This window comes from Aerosakkonema sp. BLCC-F183, from assembly GCF_041929145.1.
Lineage (GTDB): Bacteria > Cyanobacteriota > Cyanobacteriia > Cyanobacteriales > Aerosakkonemataceae > Aerosakkonema.
This window is the reverse complement of record NZ_JBHFNU010000008.1, coordinates 1-6,642: the sequence shown is the minus strand read 5'-3', so window position 1 is coordinate 6,642 and position 6,642 is coordinate 1. Positions and strand designations below refer to the sequence as shown.

The 6,642-nt window shown below is 45.6% G+C and carries 9 protein-coding genes and 1 pseudogene; 6 read left to right on the top strand and 4 right to left on the bottom strand.

Annotated elements, in window-relative coordinates:
• Positions 1-996, top strand: a 996-nt coding sequence (locus ACE1CD_RS00980) for a response regulator (protein ID WP_374820861.1), incomplete at its 5' end; no start/stop codon positions are given.
• 169 nt (positions 997-1,165) lie between these two features.
• Positions 1,166-1,543 (top strand): PleD family two-component system response regulator, encoded by a 378-nt coding sequence (locus tag ACE1CD_RS00975; RefSeq protein WP_374797987.1) that lies wholly within the window; start codon positions 1,166-1,168, stop codon positions 1,541-1,543.
• Positions 1,544-1,749: 206 nt separating this feature from the next.
• Here ACE1CD_RS00975 and ACE1CD_RS00970 read toward each other — a convergent pair whose 3' ends face one another.
• Positions 1,750-2,337 carry a tRNA-(ms[2]io[6]A)-hydroxylase gene (locus tag ACE1CD_RS00970; RefSeq protein WP_374820858.1) on the bottom strand — a complete coding sequence of 196 codons (588 nt, stop codon included), beginning with the start codon at positions 2,335-2,337 and terminating at the stop codon, positions 1,750-1,752.
• 149 nt (positions 2,338-2,486) lie between these two features.
• Here ACE1CD_RS00970 and ACE1CD_RS00965 point away from each other — a divergent pair, with 149 nt between their 5' ends.
• Positions 2,487-3,230: a metallophosphoesterase family protein gene (locus ACE1CD_RS00965; RefSeq protein ID WP_374797983.1), complete on the top strand. Its 744-nt coding sequence runs from the start codon at positions 2,487-2,489 to the stop codon at positions 3,228-3,230.
• Positions 3,231-3,269: 39 nt separating this feature from the next.
• Here the strand turns inward: ACE1CD_RS00965 and ACE1CD_RS00960 are convergent, their stop codons facing one another.
• Complete coding sequence (locus tag ACE1CD_RS00960) at positions 3,270-4,133, bottom strand: M48 family metallopeptidase (RefSeq protein WP_374797981.1); 864 nt, start codon at positions 4,131-4,133, stop codon at positions 3,270-3,272.
• Entirely contained in the window at positions 4,127-4,288 is a 162-nt protein-coding gene (locus ACE1CD_RS00955) for a hypothetical protein (protein WP_374797979.1), read from the bottom strand. Before ACE1CD_RS00955 ends, ACE1CD_RS00960 begins: the two co-directional genes overlap by 7 nt.
• A 132-nt stretch (positions 4,289-4,420) precedes the next feature.
• Between ACE1CD_RS00955 and ACE1CD_RS00950 the strand changes: the two genes are divergently transcribed.
• The gene (locus ACE1CD_RS00950; protein WP_374797977.1) at positions 4,421-4,951 is read left to right on the top strand and encodes a DUF4330 domain-containing protein; all 531 of its coding nucleotides are present in this window, start codon (positions 4,421-4,423) and stop codon (positions 4,949-4,951) included.
• A 48-nt stretch (positions 4,952-4,999) separates the two neighbouring features.
• Here ACE1CD_RS00950 and ACE1CD_RS00945 read toward each other — a convergent pair.
• Positions 5,000-5,215 (bottom strand): annotated as a pseudogene (locus ACE1CD_RS00945) (alpha/beta fold hydrolase); the annotation flags it as partial.
• A gap of 443 nt (positions 5,216-5,658) precedes the next feature.
• Between ACE1CD_RS00945 and ACE1CD_RS00940 the strand changes: the two are divergent.
• The gene (locus ACE1CD_RS00940; RefSeq protein ID WP_374797975.1) at positions 5,659-6,237 is read left to right on the top strand and encodes a hypothetical protein; all 579 of its coding nucleotides are present in this window, start codon (positions 5,659-5,661) and stop codon (positions 6,235-6,237) included.
• A gap of 79 nt (positions 6,238-6,316) precedes the next feature.
• Positions 6,317-6,642 (top strand): recombinase family protein (locus tag ACE1CD_RS00935; protein ID WP_374798095.1); only part of this gene is annotated, 326 nt, incomplete at its 3' end.

The following is a 6,642-nucleotide window of genomic DNA, read 5'->3' as shown; positions in this document are numbered from 1 at the left end:
GCTTGTACAGTCAAAGCAATCCCGCAAAGCGAGGCAATTATTGTCAGTGTCATCGATACAGGGATGGGGATAGCTCCCGAAGATTTACACAAGGTATTTGAGAAGTTTCAGCAGGTAGGCGATACCCTGACAGACAAACCGAAAGGCAGCGGTTTGGGGCTGCCAATTTGCAAGCAAATAGTCGAACATCACGGCGGCACAATTTGGGTAGAAAGTCAACCAAAACACGGGAGTAATTTCTCATTTACTCTCCCAATAGTTAACGCAGCTATAGCTCAGCCAGACAAGATATCGATCGACATTTTAGTAAAGCAACTGAAAGAAAGCTTCGTACAAACAGCAACTTCTACCTCTTTGGAGCGCAAAACTATTCTGGTCGTCGATGATGATGAGAACATTCGCACCCTTCTCAGGCAGCAACTAGAACCAGAAGGTTATAAAATCAGAGAAGCTAAAGATGGGGTAGATGCGATTAACCAAGTAAAAAGAGAAAAACCCGACTTAATCATCCTGGATGTGATGATGCCTCAAATCAATGGTTTTGATGTAGCTGCTGTGCTGAAAAACGACCCGCAGACCATGAATATCCCAATTATCATTATATCGATCTTTGAAGATAAACAACGAGGTTATCTTCTGGGGATAGACCGCTATTTGCAAAAGCCGATCGATGCCGAATCTCTGCTCAGGAATATCGATACACTGATCTCTCAGGGTTCCTCGAAAAAGAAAGTTCTGGTCGTCGATGAAGATGCCTCCGCAGTAAAAACCCTTTCCAGTGTGTTAATTTCCAAAGGATACACCGTTGTCGAGGCATCTAACAGCCAGGATGGCATTGAAAAGGCACTAGCGGTAAAACCAGATATGATTATTGTTGATGGCGGATTTTCAGAGCAACACAATCTCATCAAAACTTTGCGGTTTGAAAAGGGTATGGAAAATGTTTTCTTTCTTTTATTAGCAGAGGAACAAAACGAAAGATATGAACAACTTTGAAAATTTTAAATGGTGAAATAGAAGTAAAAAAAATACTCAAAAATCGAAGTGTTATCATGTCTCTTGGTTGGCGTTTAACGGACTCATTTACACTAAAAAAGTGTAACGATCGCGCAGACATAGGGTCTTCACAAAAAATCAACTTTCTTTCAGTAAAGAGGTCACTTTTATGAGCAAAAAAATATTGATAGTCGATGATGAGCCTCACATCAGAGTTCTGATGGAACAAACGCTAGAAGATCTGGAAGACAAAGGGGTAGAACTGCTGATGGCAGACAACGGCGAAAAAGCCCTAGAAACCATCAAAAGAGAAAAACCTCAACTTGTATTTATGGATGTAATGATGCCTAAAATGAGCGGGTTTGAAGTATGTAACGCCGTCAAAAAAGAATTGGGGATGTATGAGGTTTATATTGTGATGTTGACAGCGAAAGGACAGGAGTTCGATAAACAAAAAGGAAATGATGCAGGTGCAGATTTGTATATGACAAAGCCTTTCGATCCGGATGAAGTCCTGGAAAAATCTATAGAAATTCTGGGTCTCTAATCAGACTATTTGTAGATATAGTAATAATTCATTGTTCATCCTTGTTCGCCACTTACAGTCTTGAGTGAAATAAGGGGGTTTAAGCAACACCTTTCAAGGTAATAATCAAAAAAAATCCGAATTTAAAGCTCGATTGCTCATTGCATAGGCAATCCAAAACCCAAAATCCTGGCATCTGGTGACCGATGACATTTTGAACAATTTACTTAGCTATGAATTCTCGGTTGAGGATGCAAAGTAGCCAGCACATTACTTTCCACGATCGCCAATTCCTCCAATCTCTGCATCACAGTTTCCCGATCGAAATAAGTATCTGCCAAAATCCAATAAACTCCGAAGTGACGGGCCTCCGAAGCCATCAAACCGCGATAAAATTGGGCTAACTCCCGATCGGGACAGGCATCGGCTAACAAACCCAGCCGTTCGTGACTGCGAGCCTCTATCAAACCGCAGACCAGCAAAGTATCCAACAACCGCATCGGTTCATCGCGGCGAATCTCCGAGTTGAGAGTAGCACCGTAGGGAGGCGCTGGCAGTGGGCCAAGCGGAATACCCCGCCGTTCCAGCCACTGGTTGACCAGCTCGAAGTGTTCCAATTCCTCGCGAGCGATCGCCGTCAGCATCCGCACCAACTTAGTATTAGAAGGATACCGAAACATCAAATTTATGGCCACCCCAGCCGCCTTGCGCTCGCAGTGGGAGTGATCCAGCAAAATCGTATCCAGGTTGGCTAAAGCTTGTACAACCCATTCCCATCTGGTAGGTTGCTTGAGCGCGTTAATAGTCATTAGCATAAAAAATCACCACAAGCGCTTTTTTTGCCGATCGGCTGCATAATTAAGTTAGCAGGGTGCTGACAGCAGTTGCTAACTTTCCAGTTGATCAACCAGCCAGTGCAGGCTATATATAAATTCTTACCCAGTATTTTGCCAAAGAAAGCCGGATGAGCGAAACTACCAACCGTCGCATCATTATCGGTGATGTTCACGGTCATTACAACGGCCTCATGACCTTATTAGAGGCGATCGCACCAGGGGAAGACGATCGAGTCTATTTCTTAGGAGACTTAATCGATCGTGGCCCACAAAGTTTTCACGTTGTCGAGTTTGTCCTCACAAACTCCTATCCATGTTTGCTGGGAAACCACGAGCAACTATTGCTCGACAGCTTCGCCAACGGAAAACCACAAGCTCACATACTACAAGTCTGGCTCTACAGTGGCGGAAACGCCACAATCGCCAGTTACCCAGAATCCCGCATTCCATCAGAACACATAGACTGGTTGCGGATGCTACCAGCTTATCTAGATTTGGGCGATCTCTGGCTAGTTCATGCAGGCGTCCATCCCCAGATGCCCATTACAGAGCAAAGCGCCGACCAATTTTGTTGGATTCGGGACGAATTTCACTGTATACCCAAACCTTACTTCCCCGATAAACTAATCATTACAGGTCATACCATCACTTTTACCCTACCGAACATCCCCCCAGGAAAAATTGCCCAAGGACAGGGTTGGTTAGATATTGACACAGGCGCATATCATCGCAAAAGTGGTTGGTTGACCGGATTGGATATCACCAACCAGCTTGTCTATCAAGTCAATGTGTTTGACGGCTCAATTCGCACTTTACCGCTACAAGAAGCAGTAGCAAAGGTTGAACCAAACCAAATACTAGCCCGTCAGTAGCTCAAAACCGGGTTTCTTCAAGAAACCCAGTTTCCATAACTAACCATTGCGAGATCGCAGCAGCGGTCGAATATTCACTCTATATTCAGTTTCGTCCAAACCATCGCCAACATTAGCCCTAGCTGGATCGATCGCCCGCTCTAAGGCCACAATCCGATCCTTCGGAGCTGGATGAGTACTTAAAAAGCTGGGAGGCGAAGGTTGACCGAGCAGTTTTGCCATAAATCCAACTATTCCCGATTCAGCGTAGCCCGCTTGCCTGATATTTCGCAATCCCCTTTGGTCGGCTTCCAATTCATCCTTACGACTTTGAGGACGGTTAACTGCCAAATCCACGCCCAGCCCTACCATAGTATTGCGGTTCAGTCCAGCCGCAGTCGCCAGTCCGCGTTCGATCGCTACCTGACGCATCTGTTCGATCGAGTGGCGGCTGGCAATGTGACCGATTTCGTGACCCAAAACGCTCGCCAGTTGCGCTTCATTATCTGCCGCCACCAGCAACCCCGTAGTAACGTAGACAAATCCCCCCATTGTGGCAAAAGCATTGATGTTATTGTCTCTGACCACCTGAAATGTGTAGGGAATATTGGGGCGATCGCTCACAGCTGCCAAACGCTGTCCCACCCGATCGACATATTCCGCAATTTGCGAATTCCGATAAAGCGGAAACTGACTCGACAGTAACTGTGTATTAATCTGCCGCCCAATCTGGACTTCCTGCCGATCGGATATTTTAGATAGCTGTATAATTTGAATTCCCTGAAAAATCAAATCTTGCAACGGCAGTGCTTGGGTGGCAGGAAGCGCGGTCACGCATAGGGTCAATGCCACGAGCGCAGAAAGTAACGAATAATACCAGCGCCGACGGAAACGAGCGAAAAATATCGACTTGAGGTTCAACATAGCAGATCGATCTGAGAAACAATTAATTCCGATCGCCTTTCCGGAACAAGCTTGAGTACAAGAAGTTTATAAGACAGACGCATTTTGAGTAGTTCAAGTTGCCATCTTAGTTTTTGCGATCGCAGTTGAGTTCTACCATATTGCACATCAGTCATTTGCCCAACTCCCCCGCTCACCGACTCCCCCGCTCACCCCTGGCTGTTCAATTTGTCGCTAAATTTCTACAATAATTGGCTGGCAGGTATTTCTCACTAAACCCCTTTCTCAATTAGCAACGGAAAATTCTCATGAAAAAGATTTTAGACTCTCAAGGTCGCTTGTTAGGTAAGCTCAGCATCCTGGACGTGGGTGCAGCTATAGTGATTCTGCTCGTTATTGTAGGTATCTTTTTCTTTCCCGGTACTTCCGGTTCCGTGGCTCAATTAGGAGTACCGACAAGACCCGTCGAAGTTGATGTCGTTGTCAGGGGTTTGAGCATTCGTAACCCCCAAGAGTTAATCAAGCAGTTTCAGACCAAAAAGAAAACCAATATCATTATCCGCAATCAACCCTACGGTCAGGTTGAGATCAAAGCCGTCAAAGAACTGCCCAGAACTGTAGTCGTTCCCCAACCCGATGGTTCCGTCAAAGCACTTCCCGATCCGCGAAAGGATACTTTTAGCACAGATATGGTAATTACTTTAACTGGCAAAGCCCAAATCACTAACAACGGCCCCGTTCTCGGCAACAATAAAATCAAAGTCGGTACGCCGATCGAATTGGAAGGCTTCGATTATGATTTCAACTCCAGCGTTATCGATGTGCGGATCAAAAGCTAATTTGACAGCACTGGGGTGGGCTTTTGCCTACCCTACCGACTAGCTCAGCAAAATACGGTATTCCGTCGCCAAAGCGGGATATACCTTAGACCACTCGTAAGCAAATGACCCGCCACCAAAGCCGTGCAAGAATACCAAAGTAGGCAGATCTTCTGCACCAGTAGCATCTTGACGCCCCCATAATTCCCCTTGGGCTGTGTAATATACCATTCTGCCGAGGGATGTCATCACCGATCGTTGTTCAAAGCCGGGTGGTTGAAACATAGATAAATCTCATTACTTACCTATTGATTGATGATGGCGGTTCACTTTATCTTCTGGCAGTAGGTTGATTTTTACCCAGCTTAGTAGAAATGAAGATATAGCGGGGGACTCTTAGCGATTTAGTTGAAGATAATTTGCTTTTCTGTAAAGATTAGGTAAAATTTTCAGCACTTGTACTGAAGCGTTTTGACCTTCAAAATGCTAATACAAGCGCATTACGGCAATTAACGATCCGTATGGGGGGTGAGACCCCACGCAAGTTTTTTCATGTTAGTCTAACAGCATAATCTTAGATAGATCGAAGCAACTTTAGATTTAAGCATAGCGTGGCGTAAACTCTGAAGCGATTTTTAAAACATTACTAAGGTTTTGCTCGTGATTGGGAGTTCAAAAAACCGCTTATAGTCGATCTGGTTTATTAGGAAATGTACTCAGAAAGTGTTATGTCTAAGCAGTACAGCCCTCAGTCAGATGGCTTTGGGCCATTGGGACGAGTGGGGCTGGCGATCGATGAGATCGATGCACCGACTTTTTTCGCTTCCCCCAGCCGTGGCCAAACTACATCGGAATCCGATTTGCTCGTGAGTGTACCGGGCTATGTTTATTTGAACCTGGAAGATCTTAAGTGTTTTGAAGTAGTAGATCGACAGTTTCAACGCTGGGGAGCGATCTTTCATAATTGCATAGCTATCCATCCCTCTAACCCAGCTTTTCCCGCTCGCTCTGGAGCTACAGTACTGATGGGAGCTCCCAAGACAGGATGGTTGGAAGCGACTTTCCTGCATCCGGTTTGCTTTGTCAAAGCGTTTGTTACCAGTTCCCAGCGACTTGTTCTATCTGCCTACGATCGCGATAATCAGCGGCTTACTCAAGTGGAGATGCCAGGGCCAAACTTAGCCGGATCGGACTCCCAAATACCCCCCAACACACCCCTGAGTATCAAAGCGCCAAATATCTACCGAATCACCTTCAGTGCTTTTGACGGTCAATTTACTGTGGACGATTTGAGCTTCCAGCTGTAGGGGATGGCGATCGAAGAGATTGATTTAATTTCAAATTTTCTGGGCAATACCGGACAATAAAGTATAATGCTACAGGAGAATTGAGGATATTCCTATTGCTAGGTATGTCAAACCCAAGGAAGCGACCCAAATCCTTGGAGTCAATGAACGAACCCTCCGTCGATGGGAAGAAAATGGCTCGATTGAAACCATCAGAACCCCATCAGGACAAAGGCGCTACAACGTCGAGTCTTATACCGCTAAAACTGGCAACAACAACCGAAATGTCGTCCTCTATGCCAGAGTTAGCAGTCGTGCCCAGCAACCAGAGCTTAACCGACAAGTCGCAGCACTCAGCAACCTCTACCCGCAAGCTGAAATCATCTCGGAAATCGGAGGGGGACTCAACTTCAAGCGGAAAAAACT